The 22,636-nt window shown below is 57.1% G+C and carries 17 protein-coding genes; 15 read left to right on the top strand and 2 right to left on the bottom strand.

Annotated features, from left to right (window positions below):
* The first annotated feature begins 298 nt into the window (after positions 1-298).
* The 7 genes from LC093_RS04640 to LC093_RS04610 all read left to right on the top strand — a co-directional run bounded on the left by LC093_RS04640 (position 299) and on the right by LC093_RS04610 (position 10,026).
* Entirely contained in the window at positions 299-1,474 is a 1,176-nt protein-coding gene (locus tag LC093_RS04640) for a 1-acyl-sn-glycerol-3-phosphate acyltransferase (protein WP_226662716.1), read from the top strand.
* 113 nt (positions 1,475-1,587) lie between these two features.
* Positions 1,588-3,723, top strand: coding sequence for an ATP-dependent DNA helicase DinG (gene dinG, locus LC093_RS04635; protein ID WP_226662709.1), 2,136 nt, complete (start codon positions 1,588-1,590; stop codon positions 3,721-3,723).
* Between the two features lie 47 nt (positions 3,724-3,770).
* On the top strand, positions 3,771-4,097 hold the full coding sequence (locus LC093_RS04630) for a YqcC family protein (RefSeq protein ID WP_226662707.1): 327 nt from the start codon (positions 3,771-3,773) through the stop codon (positions 4,095-4,097).
* A 292-nt stretch (positions 4,098-4,389) separates the two neighbouring features.
* Positions 4,390-5,073 carry an ATP-dependent zinc protease gene (locus tag LC093_RS04625; RefSeq protein WP_226662705.1) on the top strand — a complete coding sequence of 228 codons (684 nt, stop codon included), beginning with the start codon at positions 4,390-4,392 and terminating at the stop codon, positions 5,071-5,073.
* 178 nt (positions 5,074-5,251) lie between these two features.
* Positions 5,252-6,784 carry an inactive transglutaminase family protein gene (locus LC093_RS04620; protein WP_226662703.1) on the top strand — a complete coding sequence of 511 codons (1,533 nt, stop codon included), beginning with the start codon at positions 5,252-5,254 and terminating at the stop codon, positions 6,782-6,784.
* A complete protein-coding gene (locus LC093_RS04615) occupies positions 6,784-7,770 on the top strand; it encodes an alpha-L-glutamate ligase-like protein (RefSeq protein ID WP_226662701.1) in 987 nt (328 codons plus the stop codon). Before LC093_RS04620 ends, LC093_RS04615 begins: the two co-directional genes overlap by 1 nt.
* A 117-nt stretch (positions 7,771-7,887) precedes the next feature.
* The gene (locus tag LC093_RS04610; RefSeq protein WP_226662699.1) at positions 7,888-10,026 is read left to right on the top strand and encodes a TonB-dependent receptor; all 2,139 of its coding nucleotides are present in this window, start codon (positions 7,888-7,890) and stop codon (positions 10,024-10,026) included.
* Between the two features lie 57 nt (positions 10,027-10,083).
* Here LC093_RS04610 and LC093_RS04605 read toward each other — a convergent pair whose 3' ends face one another.
* Entirely contained in the window at positions 10,084-11,229 is a 1,146-nt protein-coding gene (locus tag LC093_RS04605; RefSeq protein ID WP_226662697.1) for an acyl-CoA desaturase, read from the bottom strand.
* 608 nt (positions 11,230-11,837) lie between these two features.
* On the opposite strand from LC093_RS04605, the gene LC093_RS04600 reads away from it, so the two are divergent.
* Together LC093_RS04600 and LC093_RS04595 are read left to right on the top strand one after the other, a co-directional pair.
* Positions 11,838-13,835, top strand: coding sequence for an ATP-binding protein (locus LC093_RS04600; protein ID WP_226662689.1), 1,998 nt, complete (start codon positions 11,838-11,840; stop codon positions 13,833-13,835).
* A 75-nt stretch (positions 13,836-13,910) separates the two neighbouring features.
* Entirely contained in the window at positions 13,911-17,339 is a 3,429-nt protein-coding gene (locus tag LC093_RS04595) for an EAL domain-containing protein (RefSeq protein WP_226662686.1), read from the top strand.
* A gap of 39 nt (positions 17,340-17,378) precedes the next feature.
* Here LC093_RS04595 and LC093_RS04590 read toward each other — a convergent pair whose 3' ends face one another.
* Positions 17,379-18,185, bottom strand: coding sequence for an inositol monophosphatase family protein (locus LC093_RS04590; protein WP_226662684.1), 807 nt, complete (start codon positions 18,183-18,185; stop codon positions 17,379-17,381).
* A 170-nt stretch (positions 18,186-18,355) separates the two neighbouring features.
* On the opposite strand from LC093_RS04590, the gene trmJ reads away from it, so the two are divergent.
* The 6 genes from trmJ to hscB all read left to right on the top strand — a co-directional run bounded on the left by trmJ (position 18,356) and on the right by hscB (position 22,632).
* A complete protein-coding gene (gene trmJ, locus LC093_RS04585; RefSeq protein WP_226662683.1) occupies positions 18,356-19,177 on the top strand; it encodes a tRNA (cytosine(32)/uridine(32)-2'-O)-methyltransferase TrmJ in 822 nt (273 codons plus the stop codon).
* Positions 19,178-19,354: 177 nt separating this feature from the next.
* Complete coding sequence (iscR, locus tag LC093_RS04580) at positions 19,355-19,834, top strand: Fe-S cluster assembly transcriptional regulator IscR (protein WP_226662681.1); 480 nt, start codon at positions 19,355-19,357, stop codon at positions 19,832-19,834.
* Between the two features lie 120 nt (positions 19,835-19,954).
* Complete coding sequence (locus tag LC093_RS04575; protein WP_226662679.1) at positions 19,955-21,169, top strand: IscS subfamily cysteine desulfurase; 1,215 nt, start codon at positions 19,955-19,957, stop codon at positions 21,167-21,169.
* A gap of 98 nt (positions 21,170-21,267) precedes the next feature.
* Positions 21,268-21,672 carry a Fe-S cluster assembly scaffold IscU gene (iscU, locus tag LC093_RS04570; protein WP_226662676.1) on the top strand — a complete coding sequence of 135 codons (405 nt, stop codon included), beginning with the start codon at positions 21,268-21,270 and terminating at the stop codon, positions 21,670-21,672.
* A gap of 36 nt (positions 21,673-21,708) precedes the next feature.
* Positions 21,709-22,032, top strand: coding sequence for an iron-sulfur cluster assembly protein IscA (iscA, locus tag LC093_RS04565; protein WP_226662675.1), 324 nt, complete (start codon positions 21,709-21,711; stop codon positions 22,030-22,032).
* A 75-nt stretch (positions 22,033-22,107) separates the two neighbouring features.
* Positions 22,108-22,632 (top strand): Fe-S protein assembly co-chaperone HscB, encoded by a 525-nt coding sequence (gene hscB / locus LC093_RS04560; RefSeq protein WP_226662673.1) that lies wholly within the window; start codon positions 22,108-22,110, stop codon positions 22,630-22,632.
* Positions 22,633-22,636 lie beyond the last annotated feature (4 nt).

The following is a 22,636-nucleotide window of genomic DNA, read 5'->3' as shown; positions in this document are numbered from 1 at the left end:
TCCGGCGAGCCCATACAGATGTCTATAGTAGGCCGGCTGGTCGCGTGTCGCAGGTATCCTTTAAAAGCGCTCCTTCTCACCCTTTACTCGGGGGTAAGCCGGGTGGCCGGGCAGTTCTGGCCTGCCGGGTATTACTGTCCGGTCGGCTGTGGCGCTGGCAGTTCGCGCCCGCATCCGGTATGTTCTGCGCCGGTTTGTCTCGCGGTCAGCGCGCGGGGCCACAATAAGAATGAGCCAGATCCGGTCACCTGAGACGATATTCAGGTGAGAGGTCGCTGTAGGCAAGAAGCGAAAGTCAATGAGTGCAAGTAACTTGGATCCCAGTCAGTTTGATGAAATCCGTCCTTATCGCGATGACGAAGTTCGCGCGGTACTGAAGCGCCTGGTTGAAGACCCGGATATGTCCAGGGTCGTGGCGCACTTCCTTTTGCCAAGTATGGCGAGCAAGCTGGAACGCCCGCTCGCGTGGCTGGTTCGCCAGTTTGTGCGCTTTGAGTTTCGCAACGCTAAAAATGTGCGCGGCGTTCAGGATGTCATCGCCAAGTATCTTGAAAAGGCGGTTAACCGTACCAGCTGTGGCCTGTCGATTTCCGGTCTGGACACCCTGCCGAAGAATCGCGCCTGTCTGTTTGTGAGCAATCACCGCGATATCGCAATGGATCCGGCCCTGGCAATTCTTGCCATGTACAAGGAAGGGCACGAGACCTCGCGAATTGCCATCGGAGACAACCTTCTCTCCAAGCAGTTTGCGACCGATATCATGAAGCTGAACAAGTGCTTTGTGGTCAAGCGCAGCTCCGGTAGCCGCCGTGAGAAGCTGCAGGCCGCGATGACGCTGTCGCGCTATATCCACCACTCGATCGTGAACGAAAACGAGCATGTGTGGATTGCGCAGCGTGCCGGCCGTGCCAAAGATGGCCTGGATCGCACGAATCCGGCGCTGGCGGCGATGTTCGCCATGGCCAAGCCCAAGGAGCAGCCGTTTGAGGAATTCTGGCGCGAGCTGCATATTGTGCCGCTGTCCATCTCCTACGAGTGGGATCCCTGCGACCGTTCCAAAGCCCGCGAACTGTACATTACCGAGCATCAGGATGAGTACCAGAAAGAGGCTCATGAGGATCTCGGCAGTATCGGCAAGGGGGTGGTCGGGAAGAAAGGGCATGTCCACGCGGCCTTTGGCACCCCGATCGAGAACGATTTTTCAGATGTGTCTGCACTGGCCGACGAAATCGACCGGCAGATCATCGGCAACTATGTATTACATCCCACCAACCTGATTGCCTATCAGATGATCTACGGTGAGGCGCCTGCATTGCCCGTGGGTTACCCGGCCAAACCCTGGCACCCCGATGAGCATATGGAAATCCGCGAGCAGTTTGAAAAGCGCATGGCGGCTATTGACGAGCGCTGGCGAGACAAGGCGATCCAGGCGTATGCCAACCCGGTGGTTTCGCGGTTGGCCTTTGAGCTGTGATCGCAATCCCCGCTTTGAATGGAGTACGGAGGAGATTCAGGTTGGCTAACCCCTGAACAACCGTGGATAATGCCCGGCTGATATAACTTCTCTGCAACTCCTTCCGGTTCCCTGTGCTCAGCGAAAAAGACAAAGAATCCATCCAGAACGCCTATCGCCAGTTTCTCAACGGCCGCGAGCTGAAAGCGCGCTATGGCCAGAAACTGATGATCGCGGCGATTGCCCGCAGTATTGGCGGTATCCACCGCAATGGTTCCGGCGAGCGGGATCACGGCAAAACTGACGGCCAGCATATCTGCGTGGTGGAAGCGGGCACCGGTACCGGTAAGACTGTTTCCTACCTGCTCGCCGCCATTCCCCTGGCCATCGCCCACGACAAAACCCTGGTTGTGTCCACGGCCACGGTGGCCCTGCAGGAACAGATCATCCACAAGGATCTGCCCGAAGTCATCCGTCACTCCGGCCTCAAGTTCGATATCGCCCTGGCCAAAGGGCGCGGCCGTTACATGTGCCTGTCCAAACTGGATCAATTGCTTACCGAGCTTACCTCCAGTGGCGTCGGGGCCTCGATGGCCCTGTACGAGGACGAAAAGCCGCAGGTGGATGAAACTGGCATCAAGCTGTACCGGGAGATGGCCGATCAGCTCGCCGTCGGTAAATGGGATGGTGATCGCGACAACTGGCCGGAAACCATTGCCTCGGATGACTGGAGTCTGGTCACGACGGATCACCGTCAATGCAGCGGCCGGCGCTGTCCGCATGTTTCCAATTGCAGTTTTTTCCGCGCTCGGGAAAGCCTCGGCAAGAGCCGCGTCATCGTCGCCAACCACGACTTGTTGCTGGCTGACCTCGCGCTGGGTGGTGGTGCCATTCTGCCAGCGCCGGAAGACGCCATTTATGTACTGGACGAGGCCCATCACCTGCCAGACAAGGCGCTCAACCACTTCGCCCACCACAGCCGTGTAGGTGCCACCACCGGCTGGCTGGATCAGGCCAACAAGAATCTCGGTCAGTTGCTGAGTGAAATCGGCGATGGCGGCGAACTGGAGCGAGCCGGCGAAGAGTTACCTGCGCTGTTTACCTCCGCCAAGCAGAAGCTGGAAATGGCCTGGCCACTGCTGGAGGATCTGTGCGAATTTGAAGATGAGCGCGGCCGCACCCAGCGGCACCGCTTTGAAGGCGGTGTGGTGCCAGAGTCCCTGATGCAGCTGGCCGATCAGCTGAGGGAAGATTTTGACGAGCTTGAATCCCTGCTGGGCAAGATGGTGCAGGCTGCACAGCGCATGATGGAAGACGCCCACAGCCCGGTGCCGGTTGTGGACCTGGAGCGCTGGTACCCGCTGCTGGGCAGCTGGCACGGCCGCGCCGAAAGTAATCTGGAGTTGTGGGCCAACTACTCCCGTGTGGACGAGGGCAGTGTGCCCCAGGCCCGCTGGGTGACGCTGGTAGACTGGGGTGGTTCGTTTGATTTTGAAGTCTGCAGCTCGCCGATTCTCGCCGGTAAAACCCTCGAGTACAGCCTCTGGCGCCGCTGCTACGGCGCCGTACTGACGTCCGCCACGCTGACAGCGCTCGGCCGCTTTGACCGGTTGAAGATGCGTGCTGGCACCCCGGATAATGCCAGTTATGAAATTGTTCCCAGCCCGTTTGATTTTTCGCGCGCCCAGCTTTGCGTGCCGAGGGACGCGGTGGAGGCGAACAACGCCGACCTGCATACCAATGCGGTGATTGAAGCGTTGCCGACGCTGCTCGATAGCCCCGGTGGCTCGCTGGTGCTGTTTGCCTCCCGCAGGCAGATGGAAACGGTTTACGAATCCCTGCCGGGCACCTGGCGCAACCGCATCCTGATGCAGGGGCAGCAGTCCCGGCAGCAGCTTCTGGATGCGCATAAAGCGAGTATCGATGGCGGCGGTCACAGTGTTCTGTTCGGCCTCGCCAGCTTCGCCGAAGGTCTCGACCTGCCTGGCGATTACTGTCGCCACGTGATCATCGCCAAGCTGCCTTTTGCTGTGCCCGATGACCCGATTGAGGCTGCTCTTGCAGAGTGGATTGAAGCGAAAGGGGGTAACCCTTTTATGCAGATCACGGTCCCGGATGCGGCGCTCAAACTGGTGCAGGCCTGTGGCCGGTTGCTGCGCACCGAGTCTGACAGCGGCACCATCACATTGCTTGACCGGCGCATCGTCACCAAGCGCTACGGCCGCGCAATGCTGGATTCACTGCCGCCTTTTCGCCGCGATATCCAGTAGCAGCGCCCCTGACACCAGATACATAGAAACTGAACTAATTTATCTCCATGAAGTCGATTTATCCCGATATCGCCACCCTGTTGCTGGAACTTGAAGCTGAGATGCGCGTGCTGGAACTCTGGCAGGACGAATGGCCGTCAGCGGAGGCCCTGGCCAGTACTCAGCCATTTTGTGTGGATACCCTGACATTGCCACAGTGGCTGCAGTTTGTATTTTTGCCGCGGATGAGCCAACTGGTGGAGGCGGAGCTTCCGCTGCCCGGTGAATGCGGTATTGCGCCTATGGCTGAAGAATTTTTCCGTGGCAGTGCTCTGCCATTTTCGGGACTCGTGGCCAAGCTCGGTGAAATTGACCAGCGCCTTGCGCGTGGGTGATTTCTGGCTCTGATCCGGGGCATTTGAGCTGCTCAGCGTGTGGCAATTCGGTGATGAGAGCGACAATGGCGCTTGATTGATTGTGACCAGTTGGTACTATTTTGTTTCCGAAACTTTCCTGGTTCCTCACGGGATGTGGCTTGGGCCACGGTGCAGATGTGCGTTGGATGGGGTAACATCCGGCGATTGAAATAACGGGCACCATGGATGGCCGGTTTAAAATGCCGCCAGAACAATACTGATAAACATTGCACAGGGCTGATGAAATTGGCTCTAAGGTAGTAATAAACAAATGCGGTCTTTGCCTTACATCATTCTCGCGCTGGCGCTTAACCAGCTGGCTGGCTGCGAATCCCTGCCGCATCCCGATACCCAGACATCGGCGGTTGATCCTACCCAGGTGTCTTCAGGTACACCTGTAGAAACCGGCCAATGCCCGCCGGTGGAGACTGTCGTCTGCGCCGAACCCGAGGTGAAGGTGGTAGAGCGGGTAATCGAACGCAATTATGAAAAAGTTGTGGAAGTGCCTGTAGCCAAGGACAAGCTGGTTTTGGGTTCGGAAGAATTGTTTACGGTAGAGCCCGGTGGTGTTCGCCTGCGCGCGCTGATTGATACTGGTGCTGCCACCTGCTCACTGAGCGTGGTGGAAATGAAGCCATTCGAACGCGACGGTAGCGACTGGGTGCGTTTCAAACTGCCGGACGGCCCTGAAGGAAAGCCCGTTACCATAGAATTGCCCATCAAGCGGCATGTGCGCGTTGCCCGTCCGGGCTTTGATCGGCAGCGGCGCCCGGTGGTTGCCATGAGCCTGACGGTGGGTGAAGTGACCCACATGGTGGAGGTCAACCTGGTTGAGCGAGGGGAATTCGAATTCCCGCTGCTGGTAGGGCGCAACTTCCTCAAAGATGCCGCTGTGGTGGACGTAAGCCGCAAGCAGGTACAGGGCAAACCGCAGCTGCCTTCCTTCAGCAAGTGAACCTTCAGTGACCCTTGCTGCCTGAGCGGGTAGTCGCGTTGGCGATTGCCCCAGCCTTATTGTCCTGATTATCCTGACCAATGTGCTGAAACCGGGCCTGTGCACTGGCAGGCTCCGCAATAACCGGCAAAAATAGGCAGTCACAAGCTGTTACAAATTACCAAATGGGGGATGGCGAATGTCGCCACGGGCTCAGGTCTATATCCTCGCCGCGCTGCTCGCACTGATGGGCGCCGGCCTGACTGCATACAAGCATTTCGAACTGGGGTTTCCCCTGCTTCCTGGAGAATACCGCACTGTCTGGACCATTGAGGCCAAAGTCCGCTTCAATGCCGATGGCGGACCAGTGAAAGCGGCGCTGACCCTGCCGCGGGCACAACGCAACATGGAGGTGCTGGGTGAGACCTTCAGCTCTTCCGGCTACGGCTTCAACATCATTCATGAAGACGACGAATACCGTGCGGTCTGGGCGCGGCGGGCGGCTTCTGGCGCACAGTCGCTTTTTTATCAGCTCGATGTGCACCAGACACCGGGTGCGGCTTTGGAACAACCGCTGGACCTGAGCACTGAGGTCACCAAACCGTTCCTCGGCGCACGGGAGCAGGAAGCGGTGCGCCTGGCTATTTACTCTCTGGTGGATTCAGCCCGCGAGCGCTCCTCGGATACCAAAACCTTTACCACGGAACTGCTCACGGCGCTGGGGGACAAACGCAACCAGGATCGCAACCTGATCTTCGGATTCTACAAAGACCGCTCGCTGGTGGATGTGGCGCTGCTGGTACTGGCCGCTGCAGATATTCCGGCCCACCGGATTCGCGGCCTTTACCTCGAAGACGACCGCCGCCGTCTGGATCCGGAAGACCTGCTGGAAATCTATGACGGCAAACGCTGGGTGGTGTTCGAGCCGGTGAGCGGCTCGCCCGGTGTGCCGAAAAACTTCTTCATCTGGCAGCGCGGCGGCAAGAGTCTGCTTGATGTGGAGGGTGGACGCGATTCCGGTGTGACCTTCTCCGTGATCTCCAATGACGTCCCGGCCCGGGATGTGGCGATGCTGAGTACCAGCCAGGAAAAAGAAGCGCTGGTGGATTTCTCCATCTACAGCCTGCCGATCGAGCAACAGAGTATTTTCAAGTTAATCCTGCTGGTGCCGGTGGGCGCGCTGGTGGTTGTGTTGCTGCGTGTGTTTGTTGGCCTGCGTACATCCGGTACCTTCATGCCGGTTCTGCTGGCGATCGCCTTTATCGAAACGCAACTGCTGACCGGACTATCCATTTTTGTACTGATCCTGATCTTGGGCTTGTGGGTGCGGTTTTATCTCAGCAGACTTAACCTGCTCCTTGTGGCGAGGATCGCCGCCGTTGTGGTTACGGTGGTGATCTTAATGGGAGCGATCAGTGTGGTCAGCTACAAGCTCGGTATCGAGCAGGCGCTGACGGTGACCTTCTTCCCGATGATTATTCTCGCCTGGACGATTGAGCGGATGTCCATCGTCTGGGAGGAAGATGGCCCTTATGAGGTTGTGGTGCAGGCCGGCGGCAGCTTGCTGGTTGCGGTGCTTGCCTGGTGGGTGATGACCAACCGCTTTATCGAACACTGGACTTTCAACTTCCCGGAACTGTTGCTGGTACTGCTCGGCGTGATCATGATTGTCGGCAACTACACCGGCTTCCGGCTTGGTGAACTGGCACGCTTCCGCCAGCTGGTGCGCTGATGCAACTGCCTTCATTCTTACGCGGCGGGCTGGTCTCGCCGTTCACGTTGCGCAAGCTGGGAGTGCTCGGTATGAATGCGCGCAACGTGCACTATATTGCGCGCTACAACGACCGTGACAAATATCCGGTCGTCGATGACAAGCTCAATACCAAGCGTGCCGCCAAGCGATATCGCATCCCGGTACCGGAATTGATAGCCGCATTTGAAACCCAGCCCAGCCGCAGCCGGGTCATGCAGGTAATCACTCCGCTGCAGAAGTTTGTGATCAAACCGGCGCGGGGTTCCGGAGGCAAGGGGATCCTGGTGATCACCGGTCGCGACGGCGACGATTACCTCAAGCCGTCGGGCAATAAAGTCACGGCGCTGGATATCCAGCGGCATGTGAGCAATATCCATAGCGGGCTCTACAGTCTCGGTGGTAAGCCGGACCGGGTAATGATCGAGGCCCTGGTGGACTTTGATCCGGTATTCGACCGCTACTCCTTTGAAGGTGTGCCGGATATCCGAGTGATCGTTTTTCGTGGCTTTCCGGTAATGGCGATGTTGCGTTGCTCTACTCACGCTTCTGACGGCAAGGCCAATCTGCACCAGGGGGCGGTCGGGGTCGGCATTGACCTTTCGACAGGAAAGTCCTGCCACGCGGTTCAGCGGGGAGTGCGGATCGAAAAGCATCCGGATACGGAAATGCCGTTTTCCGACCTGGTCGTTCCGGACTGGGGCGATCTGGTGCGCCTCGCTGCCAGTTGCTATGAGATGACCGGCCTGGGTTATCTGGGCTGCGATATCGTGCTCGACCGCAAACGGGGACCGCTGCTGCTGGAAGCCAATGCGCGCCCCGGGCTCGCGATTCAGATCGCCAACGGGATTGGCCTGCGCACACGGCTGGAGCATATCGAAGCCATGGACCTCGAACAGCTGGAAAAAAATGTGGAAGAGCGGGTGAATTATTCGATGGACTACTTCGCAGCCGAAAGCATCGCTTAGCCAAAGTTAGCTCCGGCGGCCCTTTTCTGATGCTTTCTCTCAGACTCCCCACGGTCGGCAACAGACGGGTTGTCGACTTTTCCTGTTGATCTCTCCGTCGCTTGGTGACGTTTCCAAATGTGCTCCTATTTTTTGTCATTTGCTGCGGGGATTTCACTGGCCGGTATGCAACTGGCGTGTTTCGGTGCCGACACCGAATCCAGTGGCACCTACACCCTCAAGACCCTTTCTTCAGAAGTTCATGTCTCTGAGCCTTCCTCTAACGAGGCTCACGCGATCGACACCGTCAGTGTAACCGGGCTGCGGCTACTGCAATCGCCAGTCAGTGTCGCCGTGGTCGATGGCGATACGATCGAACAGGTAGCTGCGACACACCCCAGTGAAATTCTCAACCGGGTGGCCGGTGTCTGGATCAGTCGCGGCAACGGACAGGAGCACCTCACCGCCATCCGTTCCCCGGTTCTCACCGGGTCCGGCAGTTGTGGATCGTTCGGCATTGCGGAAGATGGTGTTCCGGTGAGGGGGGCGGGTTTGTGCAACGTAAACCAACTGTTCGATTTAAACGGTGAGCAGGCGGCGCGGATAGAGGTTATGCGTGGCCCGGGTTCGGTCCTGTACGGTTCTGATGCGCAGCACGGTGTTATCAATATCCTCAGCAAGGCTCCCGAAAAGCGTCTTGATCGGATGGCGCTGGAGGCCGGTGCGAATGATTATCGCAGGCTGAGCGCCGAGCACAGCCGTGTTACTGGCGATCACGGGTACCGCCTCAGCTTTAACGGCGTGCAGGATGGCGGCTTTAAGCGGGACTCCGGGTTTGATCAACAGAAATTGACCACCCGGCACGATGTAGACCTTGGGGGAGCATCAGTGCGGACACTGCTCAGCCTGAGTAACCTGAACCAGGAAACCGCTGGCTATGTAACCGGTAAAGATGCCTACAAAGATGCGGCGCGCAAGCGCGAAAACCCGAACCCGGAAGCCTTTCGAGACAGTCAGGCCGTGCGCGTGCAGTCCCGACTGCAATGGGGAGGCGCCGATAGTCGCCAGTGGTCGCTAATCCCCTATGCCCGCTATACGGATATGGCGTTTTTGATGCACTTTCTGCCGGGCACTCCACTCGAGGAAAACGGCCAGACCGGTGCTGGATTGAGAGGGCGCTATCAGTCTCGCGTCACCGATGCCTGGTCGATGACGAGCGGTGTTGACCTGGAAATGATGGATGCCTGGTTAAAGCAAACGCAGCAAGAGGGTTTTTCCTCCTTCCCCGCGGGTAAGCAATACGATTACACGGTCAATTCCGCCGTTACTGCGGTGTTTTCCGAGAGCAAATACACCCTTGCAGATAACAGCAGCTTTACGCTTGGAGCCCGATATGAGTCGATCCGCTATACCTACCGCAATCGGATGCGTAGTGGGAATACCGCGGAAGATGGGTCTATCTGTATCAACAGCTTTTCCGGCGCGCCCGGATGCCGTTACACCCGCCCGGGAAACTCTCGTGATCAGTTCGAAAACCTGTCTTTCGATACCAGCCTGCAACACCAGTTCAGTACGCAATTGACCGGCAGCATGCGCTTGGCTCGGGGGAGCCGCGCACCGCAGGCCGCAGAGCTTTATCGTTTGCAGAACGGGCAGATGGAGGCGCACCTGAATTCTGAGTCCATCAACAGTGTTGAATTTAGTCTGCGTGGGCAGGAGCAGGCCGTGGCTTTCGATATTGCGGTATTCGCCATGGAAAAGGCCGATGTGATTTTCCTGTCGTCCGATCGGTTAAACCTCAATGAGGGTGAAACTCGCCACTATGGACTGGAGTACGAGTTGTCCTGGCACTGGCAGGATTGGGATCTGGGGGTCCATGGTACCGTCGCGAAACATCAATATACGAGCGACGTGAGCGAGCCGGGCACGTCAACCCTGGTGGCCACAGCCGGAAATGACATTGATACCGCGCCTCGTCACCTGCACGGCGCGATACTCGGGTGGACGTCGGAGGCGACGCGGCTGGAGCTGCAGTGGCAGTTCACTGGGCGCTACTACACCGATATTGAAAACCAGCACGAGTACGCTGGCCATTCCCTCGCGCATGTGCGTATCTATCGGGACCTTGGGGAGCGCGTTCGTTTGGGGCTCAGGGTAAACAATCTGGCCAATAAGGACTATGCGGAGCGCGCGGATTATTCGAGTCTTGGCGGTGGTGACAGGTACTTTATCGGCGAACCGAGAAGCCTGTTTGCTGATGTACGCTTCCAGTTTTAAGTGGCGGGGTAATAAAAAAGGCGGTCCGAAGACCGCCTTTCTGGCTGGGTTCACTGCTCAAGCGGCAGCTGGAGCCATGTGAAATTGCTCCATCATGATTTGCAGGCGCTTGCGCTGCATCTTCAGGCTGTATTCCAGCTCTTTTACGCGGGTGCGGATTGTGGCGTTTTCCCACTTTGACAACAGGCGCTCGCGGGCATTTTCGTAGCGCTGTTGCTGCAGCTCTTTCCACTCGGCCAATGCCTCGGAAAAGTCCTGAGCTTCGCGTTCCAGTAGTTCCTTCCAGCTCTCCTTGTGACGGGAGTTTTCAAGCTTCTGCTCGGCGCGTTTGAACTGCATGGTGAGCATGGCGCGCTGGATGCGCATGGCCGGTACTGTTTTCAGGTTGCGCGCCAGGCCAAACCAGCTGGCGGTTTTGATCAGCCACTTGGTTGGATCCCACTGGTACCAGCGAATGCCGTTGCGGTAGTCGGTCTGGAAGATGTGGTGATAGTTATGGTAACCCTCGCCGAAGGTAAAAAATGCCAGCAGGTCGTTGTCCCGGGCGGTGTTTTCATCGGTGTACGGGCGGCGTCCCCAGATGTGGGCCAGCGAATTGATGAAGAACGTGGTGTGATGGTTGACCACGATGCGCAGTACGCCGGCGAGAAGCAGCATGCCGATGACATCGCCGGTAAGCAGGCCCAGTACCAGAGGCAGGCCCACGTTCATGGCAACGGTGATGGGTACGTAGTGATTGTGCTGCCACATCACGATCTTGTCGCGCTGGAGATCTTTGGCATTGTCAAAGTCCACGGCGCCGCTCGGGTATTCCCGCAGCATCCAGCCGATGTGGGAAAACCAGAAGCCACGATTGGCGGAATAGGGGTCGTGGTCGTTGTCATCGCAGTGGCGATGGTGGCGGCGGTGGCCGGAACACCAGATCAGCGCACTGTTCTGCAACGCCGCTGCACCAAACAGGGCAAAGAACAGGCGCAGAGACCAGTGTGCTTCATAGGTACGGTGCGACCACAGACGGTGGTACCCCGCGGTAATGGAGAGTCCACAGAAGGCGCCGATTACCGCAAAGGCCAGCCACTGGTACCAGTGGTATCCGACCATAATCCCGTACAGAGGCACCAGGGTTATGGCCACAAGGGCTGTGCTGGCGAACAGGATGGTGGTCAGCCATATGCGGGGGGCTTCTTGGGGAACAGCTTTCATACGTTACAACCTTAAGTGAGCCTGAGTCGTTGCTACGGCGAAAATACGCGCTTGGCCAAAGTTAATGGAATCCGGTTATTGGTTTTTGGCCGCAACAAAGGATAAATCCTAACCCAGATGTGTGCCGGAGGCATCTTCTAGATGGGACAGAAATGGCCAAAGCGAGAACCGTTAGTCAGTAAATCCACGAAAATGCGGCTAGCGCACCATTTTGGTGCCCGGAGGGAGTTTTGCGTCATCTGTTGGGGCAAGCGCTGTCATTTTGCTGTCAATATGGACTAGGTGTGCTTCTGTTTTTGGATGCCGGGCTACTTTGGGTCGCCAGATAGTTTATTTTTTGCTCAAAAAAAGAAAATTTAGAACGTTTTTAAAAGTTGGCACGCCTTGTGCTTTATCTAAAGCGTAGGCCAATGGCCTGCGCTCCGGGAAACCGTCACGGGTTATGGCAAATGTTAATAATGCGTGACTTCCCGTTTTCTCTCATCATCGCTATTTTGGGCCCCGCTTTGCGGGGCCTTTTTTTATTCTGCATTTAGTGATTCACTAGCTACTGGACAAAGCATAACCATAATCCGTAGTCCCGGCGTCTATATCCAGTGTCGAATCCAGTGAACCCAAATTCGGTTGATACCGGCCCGCAGCTCGCTACCCCTGACGAGTTAAAAGATTTGGAGCCGTCGCAGGCGCTCAAACAGGCCCAATATCTGCACAGTCTATTGTTGAGCGCGAACCGCGGTCTCTGGGAATGGCAGCCGCACGCCGGTGTACAGCGGGCGACAGGCAATATATGGATGCTCCTGCATAAAGATCCCGAGCTGGCCCTGTCGAATATTTGGACTGGCGATCTGAGCCAGGTCCACGCGGAAGATCGCGAGAGTCTCCAGGCACTGCGTAACCGCCTTTCCCAGCAGGGCAGTTTCGTGGATACCACGATTCGTGCTTATTCTCGCGAGGGACAGCCAATATGGCTGCGGCTCTGGGCGAGGGCACAGGTTGATCACCTTGGGCGGCGCTTCTTTATCGGAGGCTGTACCGATTACAGTGATTCCCTCAATTCCCGCTCACTTTCGTATTTTTCCGGTGAGCGTTTCCACTGTGCGTTGGAAGCGGCGGGTGATGGCCTGTGGGAGTGGGATCTGCGCGTGGATGAGGTGGTACTGGACAGCTCTTGCTGGCGGATGCTCGGATATGCCCGCGGGCAGCGGGACAGCGATGTGCGTGCGGCCCTGGTGCGCTGGAAGGCGCACATGATTCCCGAAGATTACCCGCGAGTCCGTCAGGCGATGGATGATCTGGTGCGAGAGGCGCTGCCTTTGGATATAGAGTTCCGCCTTAAACACCGCGCCGGCGGGGAGGTTTGGGTTCGCTGTCGCGGTAGCCTGCAGCGCAACAATGCCGGCAGGCCGCTGAGGGTTCTGGGCACCATGCAGGATGTCACGGAGGATCGCAAGCGGCAGCAAAAGCGGGACCTGGAGCTGGGGCGTCTGCGTGCGGAAAGCCGCGGACGAGCCGGTCTGCTGTCCAGTCTGAGCCACGAGCTGCGCACTCCACTGAACGCGATTCTTGGCTTCAGCCAAATGGTGGAAATGGATCTGAGTCTCAATCCCGACCAGCGCCAGCGTCTGGTGGAGATTCGCAAGGCGGGCCAGCATCTTCTTCACCTGGTGGGCGATGTTCTCGATTTGGCGCGCATCGACAGCGACCGGCTGGCGCCTTCAATTGAACCCGTACAGCCGGCGACACTTGTGGCCGATTGCCGTCAATTGCTCGACCCGCTTGCGGAAACACGCAAAGTCAGCCTGATCTTTGAGCCACTTGGCTGGGAGCGGGCATACATACTCGCCGACCCCATGCGATTCAAGCAGGTCGTGTTGAACCTGGTTGGCAATGCGATCAAATATAACCGGGACAATGGTCGGGTGGTCATTAACTTCGCGCCGCAGGCGGAAGGCTGGTTGAGACTCTCGGTATTGGATACCGGGCGCGGGATTGCGGCGGACAAGCAAGGGCAGGTATTCGAGCCTTTTAATCGCCTGGGAGCGGAAGCCGGGCAAATTGAGGGCACGGGCGTTGGGCTGGCCATTGCCAGGCAGTTGACTGAGGCGATGGGCGGGCGTATCGGCTTCCATAGTGAGGAGGGGCAGGGGTCTATCTTCTGGGTGGAATTCCTGATGATCGATGCGCCAGACGAAGTTCTGCAAATGGCCGCGCGGCCGGATTACAGCCGTATGCTTCCTCCCTGCACGGTGCTTTATGTTACCAGCCGGGCATCGGCTGCCGGATACCTGAAAACCGTATTGTCGGCTGTGGAGCAGGTGGAGGTATGCTCGGTGGGCGATGCGATGAAAGGGATTTTTAGTGCGCGTACTACGCCACCGGACGTCATTATTTACGATGGCGATCTTCCCGGTATGGCACCCAACGATTTTGTCACTATTTTGCGTGCCGATCCGTCCACCTGCCGGGTGCCCCTGATCATTATTGACGATATGCACCGTGGTGGTGCGGATGCCTGGTTGCCCAAAACGTATGAGCTCAATGTTCTCGCTGAAAAGCTGCGTTTTTGCCTGCGTCGTCCGGAAATCGATGAGCAAGGCGCGAATTGAGTATTTTAATAGCAGAGTATTTAAGAAATGCTCTGCTCCCAATACAACAGGGAAGTAACAGGGAATCGGTGTGCGATGGCCGCAATCGAGGAAACAAAAAATAATTATCCCGGCTACTGGCCGCAGCTACAGACTGTCGCCGTGCTGTTTCTTGGCAGCTTTTTTCTGGCGTACTTCTGCAAGAGCGTACTGGCTTTAGAAGGCGGCATCGCCTCTATCTGGTTTTCCGACGCCCTGGCTATTGCCTTTTTACTTCGCTATACCATGAGACAGTGGCCGCTATTATTGTGCGCTTCACTCTTTGGTAATGCTCTGGCATCCATCACTGGTCACCTTTCACCGCTATTGAGTTTTTTGTACTCCAGCGCTGGCGCGTTTGAGGTGTTGGTATCCGCACTCTTGTTGCGTCGTTACTGTCGCAGCGGGCAGTTTTTCGACAGTATGTCGCAGTGGCTGCGTTTTATCTGCTTCGGTGCCTGTATACCGACCGTGGTGGGTGCTGGGATTGGTGCCGGTATCGCAGAGGCTTTTGGTCGCGCGCCTTTCGGTGCGGTATTTGCTTCCTGGTATCTTGCTGACGTAGCCGGTATCTGTGTATTTCTGCCGCTTATTCAGTTGCTGGACCGTCAGCGTATAGGTCAGATGCTTACCTCCGGCACGTTGAGTCATCTGGCGTTCGTTGCCGGAGTATCGTTGGGCAGCATCTGGCTCATCCTTGGGGTGCTCCCCCATCCTTTTGTTTTCATTACGTTACCGCTTATCTGGGCGGCTAGTCGTCTGGAGCTCCCTCAGGCATTGGTAGTGATTTTTCTGGCGATCGTGCAGGTCCTGTATCTGTTTACCGCTGGCAGTTTTCTACTGGTTCCGCAGTTTGCTGGTGTTCTTTCGTCACCGGCGGATTTCCTGCCGGTTTACGCTGCGTTTATTCCCGCGTATGCAATGGCCGTATCTTCCACGATCGAGCGCAGGCGTAGCCAGCGTATTATTGAAGTAGAGAGCAGTTTCCGGGCGGCGATGGAAAACTCCCGCGTGGGGATGCTACTGGTTTCAATGGACAGCCGAATTATCCAGGCCAACGCAAGTTTTTGTCGCTTTATCGGCTTCACGGAGGTGGAGCTGCGAGGTTTGCAGATACAGGAAATCATATTTTCGGGGGACAGACCTCCGCTGGTGGCGGTAAGTGTTGGTGAGCCCCTGTACGATCAATGTGCTCCTGAAAGCCGCGGGCCGGAATGGCGCTTTGTGCGTAAAAACGGAGATATCGTCTGGGGGCATTGGGCAAGTAGTCTGGCGCGCGGTGTGTGCAACGAACCTCTGTATGCGGTTGTTCAGGTGGAAGACATCGACTGGCGCAAACGTAGTGAGGCGCAGCTGGCTCGCGCAGAAGAGCGCTGGAAGTTTTCCCTCACGGTCACCGGCCAGGGGGTTTACGACTGGGACCTGATTTCCGGCAAGACTTTTTTTTCCAAGTGGTTGGTGAGCGATATTGGTATCGATCATCGGCTGTTGGGGACTCGTGACGATTGGCTGGCCCGCATTCACAAAGAAGATCGGGCGCAATTGCTGGATGCGCAGCGGGCGCATTTTGACGGTCGTCGAAAAAATATTGATTGCCAGTATCGGGTGCGTACGGACACCGGTAGCTACCGCTGGATTCATGAAGTAGCCCGGATCATGGAGCGTGGAGAACGAGGTGAACCTCTGCGTTCCATTGGAATTTTACGGGATATTACCGAAAACAAGGATATGGCCAAGTCATTGGCGGAAGAAAAGGAACACCTCCAGGTTACCCTTACTGCCATCGCCGATGCAGTGATCGCCACTGACCCCCAGCAGAAAATTACCTTTATGAACCCCGTTGCAGAGCAGATGACGGGGTGGCATTTGGGGGAGGCGAAAGGTCTGCACATAGCGCAGGTTTTCCAGCTCTCCAATGGTCGGCAGGGCGTGTCTATTCCCAGTCCGATCAAGGAAAGTCTGGCACGCGGCGAGCCGGTTGCTTCCGGTGAGGGGGCGGTATTGCACGACCGGCGCGGTGACAGTTACGACATCAAGTGCTCCGCATCGCCGCTACGGGCGGGTACTGGGCAGCTACTCGGATGTGTTCTCGTATTTCAGGATGTTACCGAAACCAGGCAGTTGATTAAGCAATTGCGCTACAAGGCCAGTCACGATGACCTGACACATCTGCCGAATCGTGAGGCGTTTCGCTGGGAAATCAACGAGGCGGTGGAGAGCGTTCGGGATAGCGATGACGTGCATGTTCTGGCCTACATTGATCTCGACCGCTTCAAGGTGATCAATGACAGTGCCGGGCATCAGGCGGGCGATGCGCTCCTGAAGATCGTGGCCAAGTTCCTCCGCGACCAATTGCGTACCACCGATAGTGTGGCGCGGCTGGGTGGCGATGAGTTCGGGTTGTTGTTGCGTGACTGTGGCAAGGACCAGGCTCGCCTGCGCTGTGAACAACTGGTGCGGCAGGTCGGTGCATTACGCTTTCGCTGGAACAAACGCGTGTTTGATGTCGGTGCCAGTGTGGGAATCACGGAAATTCATCGGAACAACAACCGCCTGGCAGACCTGATGAGTCAAGTGGACGTGGCCTGTTATTCCGCCAAGCACGCCGGTCGCGGAGCGGTGGTGATCTATGAGATGGACAGTAGCGCCGCGGCCGACCAGCACCGGCAGATTTATATGGCGTCCACTATTCGTGAGGCGTTGGATGAAAACCGGTTGAAACTGTTTGCCCAGCCGATTGTGCGCGCTGGCGATGTGCAGCGTATCAGTCATTTTGAGTTGCTGGTGCGGATGGTGGATACCGAGGGAAATTTGATTTTGCCTGGCGCATTCATACCTGCTGCAGAGCGGTATGGTTTGATGCTGCAGGTGGACCAATGGGTTACTCAGGAATTTTTCCGCCGCTGGGGCAGTCGGGCGGCGGCAAGCGGTTTGAGTTTCGCGCTCAATATTTCTGCTGATGCATTGGGGGACAAGGCGTTTCAGCGTCAGCTGATCTCCGAGCTTAACGACTCCCCGATGCCGGCCGCGCGGCTCGGTTTTGAAATTACCGAGACGGCGATGGTCAACCAGATGGAGAGTGCCAGCCAGTTTGTCTCAGATCTCAGGAGCATGGGTTGCAGCGTCGCCCTGGATGATTTTGGCAATGGCCTCAGCTCGTTCAACTATCTCAAAGCATTCTCGATAGATTACATCAAAATTGATGGCAGCTTTGTGCGGGACGTAGAGTCTAACTTCGTCGACTTGATGATAGTGGAGTCGATCAACCAGGTTGCCCATCGACTCAACGCCCGTACGATTGCCGAGTTTGTGGAAGATGAAGCGACTGCAGTGCGACTTAACGCTATCGGCGTCGATTTCGTACAGGGATACTACATTGGCAGGCCTAAGCCCCTGGATGAGGTGTTGTCACCGGGTGGCAACCGGGTGTTGCCACCCGGTGACAAGCGGCCGCTCGACGCGCGGCCGTTGGAAGTCGAAGTCTAGCGGGAAGGGCCGCTGCTTCGGTGGTTGCGAGAAAGCGGCTTACTGACGGATTTTGCCCAGGTGTTTGCCGACAATCTGCAACAGAGGTTTGAAGGTTTTGGGCGTGGCGCATACCAGATTGCCTGAATCCAGGTAATCGTTACCACCGCGGAAATCACTGATCAAGCCGCCGGCTTCTTTAACCAGCAGTGAGCCGGCCGCGATATCCCAGGTGTTCAGGTACATTTCCCAGAAACCATCGAAACGACCAGCTGCGACATAGGCCAGATCCAGCGCCGCTGCGCCCGGGCGACGAATGCCCGCGGTCTGCCCGGCAATCTCCTTCATCGCTGCCAGATAGGCGTCGATATTTTCCAGAGAGTCGCCGTTGAAGGGGATGCCGGTGCCAATCAGCGCGCCGTTAAGGCCCTGGCGTTTGGATACGCGAATACGGCGACCATTGAGTGCCGCGCCGCGGCCGCGACTCGCGGTGAATTCTTCGCGCTTGATCGGGTCCAGTACAACCGCATGCTCGATCTGGCCGCGGTAGCGGCAGGCGATGGATACGGCGAAATGCGGGCAGCCGTGGATAAAATTGGTGGTGCCGTCGAGGGGGTCAATGATCCACTCGTACTCGGGCTCTGCGCCTTCCTGTAGGCCGCTCTCTTCAGCGCGAATACTGTGCTTCGGGAACGCCTTGCGCAGGTGATAGATGATCTCCTGCTCACTGGCGCGATCAACCTCGGTCACGTAATCGTTACGACTCTTCTCTTCGAACTTCATCAGGTCGCCGCGCTCCCAGGCGCGCTCGATCAGTTCACCGGCCTTGCGCGCCGCGCGCAGGGCAATATTCAGCATGGGTTCCATAGCGATTCCGCGGATCAGTTGAGTTTTTCTAAAAAGCAGTGCCGGGCTTGCCGGGCGGTCGCGATTGTAGGGATTTCAATGCAATTTTGCTACACTCCGCGACCGTTTTGTAACTGGCTAGTGTAGGGTGGTGATGACAGTCATCTCCACTCGATCCGGAAATATCGTACATGTCTACTTCTGCGACTGACTCGACTCCCCTGCAGGCACTGAACAATATTCGTGTGGTGCTGGTAAATAGTGCCCACCCGGGCAATATCGGTGGTGCCGCCCGGGCCCTGAAAAATATGGGCTTAAGCCAGCTTTATCTGGTGCAACCGCGTGAATTCCCGGCGGCCAACGCGGTGTGGCGAGCGGCTGGGGCCGCTGAGCTGCTGGATAGCGCGGTTGTGGTGGAAACCCTCGAGGAGGCGGTGGCAGACTGTGGACTGGTAGTCGCTACCAGTGCCCGTGAGCGCCGTATACCCTGGCCCTTGCTGACACCCCGCGAATGTGGTCAGCGCGCTGTGGTAGAAGCCCAGACGCATCCGGTTGCGCTGGTCTTCGGCCGTGAAGACCGCGGGCTGACCAATGAAGAGTTGCAGGCATGTAACTTCCATGTGCACATCCCCTCAAACCCGGAGTACAGCTCGCTCAACCTGGCCACAGCGGTGCAGGTGTTGGTCTATGAGGCGCGTATGGCGGCGCTGGAAGCGGAGAAGGGCGGTTCGCTGAGCTATTCGGACTGGGACAGGCCTCCGGCAAAAGCCAGTGACATGGAAATGTATTATGAGCATTTGCAGCTGGCGTTGGCCGAGCTCGGCTTTCTCGACCCCGACAATCCCCGTCAGACTATGACCCGCCTGCGTCGACTGTTCAGTCGGGTCCGCCCGGACGACATGGAACTGGGTATTCTGCGCGGCATGCTGACTGCGATTCAGAATCATATCCACCGGACTGGTGGGCAGGGTCGCCCGGACCAGGGTCGCCCGGATCAGGATCGTTCGGAATAAGGGCGCCCGGAAGGTAAGAGGATTGAGTCCTTGGTGAGGGTTCCCGGTCCAATACCCGACCAGAATGCTCGGCTATATACTTGACTGAAGTAGTGGGTTATTTCATACTCGCGCCCCGATTCAGTGGTACCAGAGGGTGCCACCCGGCCCGCAACCGGGGCCTGGGAGGAGGGGAATATGCGTTTAACAACTAAAGGGCGGTATGCAGTGACAGCTATGCTGGATCTGGCGTTGCACGCTGAGCGCGGCCCTATCAGTCTGGCGGATATTTCAAAGCGCCAGGATATTTCGCTGTCGTATCTTGAGCAGCTGTTTTCCCGTCTCCGTCAATCCAGCCTCGTTTCCAGTGTGCGTGGTCCCGGGGGCGGATATCGCCTCGCGCGTTCCGGCGCTGAGATTTGCGTGGCGGAAATCATTGATGCAGTCAATGAATCTGTGGATGCCACCAGTTGTGGTGGCAACAGTGACTGCTCCGGCGGCGAGCAGTGTCTGACCCACTACCTGTGGACGGACCTGAGCCGCCAGATTCACAGTTTTCTCAATGGCATTACCCTCGCCGATCTGGTGCAACGCGCCGAGGTGCAGGAGGTAGCTCGCCGGCAGGACATCCGCGGCGGGGCAGAAGAGAAAGTAGCGATTATCGGCGGCTTGCAGTAAGGTGCCGGCCGCTCGGTCGGGTGTGGCGCGAAATTGACGGCCATACCGGCATCAAGAGTGGCGATCAAGCGTATTGCAGTAAGGTGCTGGCGGGTAGCCAGCGAGTGGAGACAAGAGATTATGAAGCTTCCCATTTATCTGGATTATTCGGCAACTTGCCCGGTGGACCCGCGCGTCGCCAGCAAAATGGCGGAGCAGCTGACCATGGACGGCAATTTCGGGAACCCGGCGTCCCGCTCCCACCTGTTCGGCTGGAAAGCGGAAGAGGCGGTTGAAGAGGCTCGTCGCCAGGTTGCAGAGCTGGTGAACGCGGATCCCCGTGAAATTGTCTGGACCAGCGGTGCCACCGAATCCGATAACCTGGCAATCAAGGGTGCGGCGCACTTCTACCAGGGTAAGGGCAAGCACATCATTACCTCCAAGATCGAGCACAAAGCGGTGCTCGATACCTGCCGTCAGCTGGAGCGCGAAGGCTTCGAGGTCACCTACCTGAATCCGAAAGAAGACGGTATCGTCTATCCGGAGCAGGTGCTTGAGGCCCTGCGCGAGGACACCATTCTGGTGAGCCTGATGCACGTGAATAACGAGATTGGCGTGATCAACGATATTGCCGCGATCGGCGAGCTGTGCCGTGAACGCAAAATCGTTTTCCATGTCGACGCGGCGCAGAGTGCTGGCAAAATCGAAATCGACCTGGCTGAACTCAAGGTCGACCTGATGTCCTTTTCTGCACACAAGGTTTACGGTCCCAAGGGGATTGGTGCGCTGTACGTGCGCCGCAAGCCGCGCGTGCGTATTGAAGCCCAGATGCACGGTGGTGGTCACGAGCGCGGTATGCGTTCCGGTACCCTGCCGACCCACCAGATTGTGGGTATGGGCGAAGCTTTCCGTATTGCAAAGGAAGAAATGGTCGACGAGGGCAAGCGTCTGATCGCGCTGCGCGACCGCTTCTGGGACCAGATCAAGGATATGGAAGAGGTGCATATCAACGGCTCGGTTGAGCAGCGTGTACCGGGTAACCTGAATGTGAGTTTCGCATTTGTTGAAGGTGAAAGTCTGATCATGTCCCTAAGGGATCTGGCAATCTCATCGGGTTCCGCCTGTACTTCCGCGAGTCTGGAGCCGAGCTACGTACTGCGTGCGCTGGGTGTGAACGATGAGCTGGCACACAGCTCCCTGCGCTTCAGTTTTGGTCGTTTCACTACGGAACAGGATGTGGATATTGCGGCCAAAGAAGTAAGGCAGGCAGTGGAAAAACTGCGTGAACTGTCCCCGCTTTGGGATATGTACAAAGATGGCGTTGATCTGAGCACCATCGAATGGGCGGCGCATTAAAGCTACTGCGCGTGCGTCTGGCGGCGCCCGCTCGCGACGCTTTAGTCAAACAAAAGCGCTCGTGGACGGAAATAGAGAATTGAATAGAGGGTACAGTCATGGCCTATAGCGATAAAGTAATTGACCACTATGAACATCCGCGCAATGTGGGTCGCCTGGACGAGAAATCGGACAATGTGGGGACCGGCATGGTTGGCGCACCGGCTTGCGGTGACGTTATGCGTCTGCAGATCCAGGTGAACGATAGCGGCATTATCGAAGACGCCAAGTTCAAGACTTACGGTTGTGGTTCTGCGATTGCGTCCAGCTCCCTGCTCACCGAGTGGGTGAAGGGTAAGACCCTGGATGAGGCTGCGCAGATCAAAAACACCGAAATCGCCGAAGAATTGGCGCTGCCACCAGTAAAGATTCACTGTTCTGTGCTGGCGGAAGATGCGATCAAGGCTGCCGTGCGCAATGTTCGTGAAAAACGTGGTGAAAAGACTGAAGAGGCCGCGGGCTAAGCGCGACCTCTGGAGCGGTAAGGAGTAGCGATCGACATGGCAATTACCATGACCGAAGCGGCCCGGGCCCACGTTGCCAAGCAGCTGGCCAGTCGCGGCAAAGGAATCGGCATTCGCGTTGGTGTGAGAACCGCCGGTTGCTCGGGTATGGCCTATGTTCTGGAGTTTGTGGATCAGGCAGACCCTGAAGATCAGGTATTCGAGGCCGGGGCGGTGAAACTGATCGTCGACCCAAAGAGTCTCGCCTATCTCGATGGCACTGAGCTGGACTTTGTCAAAGAGGGGTTGAATGAAGGTTTTGCATTCAAAAACCCCAATGTCAAAAATGAATGCGGCTGCGGCGAGAGCTTTCACGTATAAGCGTGAATGTATGCTGGCAGTGAAGGGCCGGGTGCGCGAGTGCATACCGGCCTTTTTGTTATCTGGGCGAGCGGAATGAAACTGCAACAAAATCACTTCGAGATTTTTGGTCTGCCGGTAGCCTTCGAGGTAGATCGCCAGGCATTGGCAAAGCGCTACCGGGAGCTGCAGCAGGAATTCCATCCGGACCGCTTTGCTGCAAAGTCGGAGCGTGAGCAGATGCTCTCCATGCAGTACGCTGCACAGATCAACGAGGCGAACAACACCCTCAAGGATCCTGTTCAGCGGGCCGCCTACTTACTGCAGTTGGCCGGGGTGGAAATTAACCCCGAGCAGACCACGGCCGACGGCGAATTCCTGATGCAGCAGATGATCCTGCGCGAACGTCTGGAAGAGGTACGCGATGCGTCGAATCCGGAGTCAGAGCTCGAGGTGCTTTCCGTTGAAGCCGGTGAGCTGTTGAAAGCGCAAGAGCAGGCTTTCTCCTCGGCACTGGCTGCCAATGCGCTGGACGAGGCCAAGGGTGCACTGCTGAAATTGCAGTTTCTCGCCAAGCTCCAGTCCCAGCTTGAAGCGCTGGAAGAAGATTTATTTGACTGATTGT

Source organism: Microbulbifer aggregans (genome assembly GCF_020524005.1).
Lineage (GTDB): Bacteria > Pseudomonadota > Gammaproteobacteria > Pseudomonadales > Cellvibrionaceae > Microbulbifer > Microbulbifer aggregans_A.
The sequence above is the reverse complement of the archived record's forward strand: the minus strand, read 5'-3'. Positions and strand labels throughout refer to the sequence as shown.

Excerpts from the sequence above, each read along its gene's own strand:
- LC093_RS04640 (WP_226662716.1), top strand. The coding sequence starts at position 299 with ATGAGTGCAAGTAACTTGGATCCCAGTCAGTTTGATGAAATCCGTCCT.
- LC093_RS04630 (WP_226662707.1), top strand. The coding sequence starts at position 3,771 with ATGAAGTCGATTTATCCCGATATCGCCACCCTGTTGCTGGAACTTGAA.
- LC093_RS04625 (WP_226662705.1), top strand. The coding sequence starts at position 4,390 with ATGCGGTCTTTGCCTTACATCATTCTCGCGCTGGCGCTTAACCAGCTG.
- LC093_RS04620 (WP_226662703.1), top strand. The coding sequence starts at position 5,252 with ATGTCGCCACGGGCTCAGGTCTATATCCTCGCCGCGCTGCTCGCACTG.
- LC093_RS04615 (WP_226662701.1), top strand. The coding sequence starts at position 6,784 with ATGCAACTGCCTTCATTCTTACGCGGCGGGCTGGTCTCGCCGTTCACG.
- LC093_RS04610 (WP_226662699.1), top strand. The coding sequence starts at position 7,888 with ATGTGCTCCTATTTTTTGTCATTTGCTGCGGGGATTTCACTGGCCGGT.
- LC093_RS04605 (WP_226662697.1), bottom strand. The coding sequence starts at position 11,229 with ATGAAAGCTGTTCCCCAAGAAGCCCCCCGCATATGGCTGACCACCATC.
- LC093_RS04595 (WP_226662686.1), top strand. The coding sequence starts at position 13,911 with ATGGCCGCAATCGAGGAAACAAAAAATAATTATCCCGGCTACTGGCCG.
- LC093_RS04590 (WP_226662684.1), bottom strand. The coding sequence starts at position 18,185 with ATGGAACCCATGCTGAATATTGCCCTGCGCGCGGCGCGCAAGGCCGGT.
- trmJ (WP_226662683.1), top strand. The coding sequence starts at position 18,356 with ATGTCTACTTCTGCGACTGACTCGACTCCCCTGCAGGCACTGAACAAT.
- iscR (WP_226662681.1), top strand. The coding sequence starts at position 19,355 with ATGCGTTTAACAACTAAAGGGCGGTATGCAGTGACAGCTATGCTGGAT.
- LC093_RS04575 (WP_226662679.1), top strand. The coding sequence starts at position 19,955 with ATGAAGCTTCCCATTTATCTGGATTATTCGGCAACTTGCCCGGTGGAC.
- iscU (WP_226662676.1), top strand. The coding sequence starts at position 21,268 with ATGGCCTATAGCGATAAAGTAATTGACCACTATGAACATCCGCGCAAT.
- iscA (WP_226662675.1), top strand. The coding sequence starts at position 21,709 with ATGGCAATTACCATGACCGAAGCGGCCCGGGCCCACGTTGCCAAGCAG.
- hscB (WP_226662673.1), top strand. The coding sequence starts at position 22,108 with ATGAAACTGCAACAAAATCACTTCGAGATTTTTGGTCTGCCGGTAGCC.